2 rRNA genes are annotated in these 3,338 nt (G+C 51.3%); both read left to right on the top strand.

The annotated features are described in order from the left end of the window. Positions 1–196 precede the first annotated feature (196 nt). Positions 197–3,074 (top strand): 23S ribosomal RNA (locus PAN31117_RS26825). A 129-nt stretch (positions 3,075–3,203) separates the two neighbouring features. Beyond that, positions 3,204–3,316, top strand: a 5S ribosomal RNA gene (gene rrf, locus PAN31117_RS26820). Positions 3,317–3,338 lie beyond the last annotated feature (22 nt).

The raw sequence follows: 3,338 nt of genomic DNA, 5'->3' as shown, positions 1-3,338 counted from the left end.
TGTCATGCAGTTTATGTTCTTTAACAATTTGGAAGAAGAAGTAGTACAACGGAAGCGCGTTAGAGATGGCGCGTGGAAATTGTACGGGTTGTGATTGTATCAAATGTATTAAAAGTGATCGAAAGATGACTTGGAATACGGCACAACGCTAATACTCAACCTATGAAGAATGTGTCGAAAGACACACTCGTTATAGGGTCAAGCGAATAAGTGCATGTGGTGGATGCCTTGGCGATTACAGGCGATGAAGGACGCGATAGCCTGCGAAAAGTTGTGGGGAGCTGGCAAATAAGCTTTGATCCACAAATGTCCGAATGGGGAAACCCGGCCCTTTGGGTCACCCTAGACTGAATACATAGGTCTAGTGGAGCGAACGCGGCGAACTGAAACATCTAAGTAGCTGCAGGAAAAGAAATCAACCGAGATTCCCAAAGTAGTGGCGAGCGAAATGGGACCAGCCTTCAAGATTTAGCACCGGTGTTATCAAAACGGAATGGAAAGTCCGGCCATAGTGGGTGATAGCCCCGTATGAGAAAACCCTGGTGTGGAACTAAGCTTGAGAAAAGTAGGGCGGGACACGTGAAATCCTGTCTGAAGATGGGGGGACCATCCTCCAAGGCTAAATACTCGTAATCGACCGATAGTGAACCAGTACCGTGAGGGAAAGGCGAAAAGAACCCCGGGAGGGGAGTGAAATAGATCCTGAAACCGCATGCATACAAACAGTCGGAGCCTCGTAAGGGGTGACGGCGTACCTTTTGTATAATGGGTCAGCGACTTACATTCAGTGGCGAGCTTAACCGAATAGGGAAGGCGTAGCGAAAGCGAGTCCGAATAGGGCGTTCAGTCGCTGGGTGTAGACCCGAAACCAAGTGATCTATCCATGGCCAGGTTGAAGGTGCGGTAACACGTACTGGAGGACCGAACCCACTAACGTTGAAAAGTTAGGGGATGAGCTGTGGATAGGGGTGAAAGGCTAAACAAACTTGGAAATAGCTGGTTCTCTCCGAAAACTATTTAGGTAGTGCCTCGTGTATCACCTTCGGGGGTAGAGCACTGTCATGGTTGAGGGGTCCATTGCGGATTACCTCGCCATAGCAAACTCCGAATACCGAAGAGTGCAATCACGGGAGACAGACATCGGGTGCTAACGTCCGGTGTCAAGAGGGAAACAACCCAGACCGCCAGCTAAGGTCCCTAAATATTGCTAAGTGGGAAACGAAGTGGGAAGGCTAAAACAGTCAGGAGGTTGGCTTAGAAGCAGCCACCCTTTAAAGAAAGCGTAATAGCTCACTGATCGAGTCGTCCTGCGCGGAAGATGTAACGGGGCTAAGCAATATACCGAAGCTGCGGATGCGAGCTTGCTCGCATGGTAGGAGAGCGTTCTGTAAGCCTGTGAAGGTGTCTTGTAAAGGATGCTGGAGGTATCAGAAGTGCGAATGCTGACATGAGTAGCGATAAAGGGGGTGAAAGGCCCCCTCGCCGTAAGCCCAAGGTTTCCTACGCAACGTTCATCGGCGTAGGGTGAGTCGGCCCCTAAGGCGAGGCAGAGATGCGTAGCTGATGGGAAGCAGGTTAATATTCCTGCACCGTCGTATGATGCGATGGGGGGACGGATCGCGGAAGGTTGTCCGGGTGTTGGAAGTCCCGGTCCCTGCAGTGGAGAAGGCGCTTAGGCAAATCCGGGCGCGTAATTCAAGGCTGTGGGGCGAGCGAACTTGTTCGCGAAGCAATTGGAAGTGGTTCCAAGAAAAGCCTCTAAGCTTCAGTCATACGAGACCGTACCGCAAACCGACACAGGTGGGCGAGATGAGTATTCTAAGGCGCTTGAGAGAACTCGGGAGAAGGAACTCGGCAAATTGGTACCGTAACTTCGGGATAAGGTACGCCCTTGTAGCTTAACTGGCCTGCGCCAGAAGGGTGAAGGGGTTGCAATAAACTGGTGGCTGCGACTGTTTAATAAAAACACAGCACTCTGCAAACACGAAAGTGGACGTATAGGGTGTGACGCCTGCCCGGTGCCGGAAGATTAAATGATGGGGTGCAAGCTCTTGATTGAAGTCCCGGTAAACGGCGGCCGTAACTATAACGGTCCTAAGGTAGCGAAATTCCTTGTCGGGTAAGTTCCGACCTGCACGAATGGCGTAACGATGGCCACACTGTCTCCTCCCGAGACTCAGCGAAGTTGAAGTGTTTGTGATGATGCAATCTACCCGCGGCTAGACGGAAAGACCCCATGAACCTTTACTGTAGCTTTGCATTGGACTTTGAACCGGTCTGTGTAGGATAGGTGGGAGGCTTTGAAGCAGGAACGCTAGTTTCTGTGGAGCCGTCCTTGAAATACCACCCTGGCTTGTTTGAGGTTCTAACCTAGGTCCGTAATCCGGATCGGGGACAGTGCATGGTAGGCAGTTTGACTGGGGCGGTCTCCTCCCAAAGTGTAACGGAGGAGTACGAAGGTACGCTAGGTACGGTCGGAAATCGTGCTGATAGTGCAATGGCAAAAGCGTGCTTAACTGCGAGACTGACAAGTCGAGCAGGTGCGAAAGCAGGTCATAGTGATCCGGTGGTTCTGTATGGAAGGGCCATCGCTCAACGGATAAAAGGTACTCTGGGGATAACAGGCTGATACCGCCCAAGAGTTCATATCGACGGCGGTGTTTGGCACCTCGATGTCGGCTCATCTCATCCTGGGGCTGTAGCCGGTCCCAAGGGTATGGCTGTTCGCCATTTAAAGAGGTACGTGAGCTGGGTTTAAAACGTCGTGAGACAGTTTGGTCCCTATCTGCCGTGGGCGTTGGAAGTTTGAAGGGGGCTGCTCCTAGTACGAGAGGACCGGAGTGGACGAACCTCTGGTGTACCGGTTGTCACGCCAGTGGCATCGCCGGGTAGCTATGTTCGGAAGAGATAACCGCTGAAAGCATCTAAGCGGGAAACTCGCCTTAAGATGAGACTTCCCTAGGAACTCGATTCCTTTGAAGGGTCGTTCAAGACCAGGACGTTGATAGGTCAGGTGTGGAAGCGCAGTAATGCGTTAAGCTAACTGATACTAATTGCCCGTAAGGCTTGATCCTATAACCAGTGTGTTTTTCCTGGTGTGAGTATCGCTGTGCCGATACAACTCACAACCCACAATATTTGTTGTACTACGCTTCTTCCAAATTGGTTTTGCTGACCCAAGTCAGCAGAACATACAAGTTAAGCCTGATGACCATAGCGAGTTGGAACCACCCCTTCCCATCCCGAACAGGACCGTGAAACGACTCCACGCCGATGATAGTGCGGATACCCGTGTGAAAGTAGGTAATCGTCAGGCTCCCCTTAAAAACCCCTTGCTA

Origin of the sequence: Pandoraea anapnoica (assembly GCF_902459765.1) — a bacterium.
Lineage (GTDB): Bacteria > Pseudomonadota > Gammaproteobacteria > Burkholderiales > Burkholderiaceae > Pandoraea > Pandoraea anapnoica.
The sequence above is the reverse complement of the archived record's forward strand: the minus strand, read 5'-3'. Positions and strand labels throughout refer to the sequence as shown.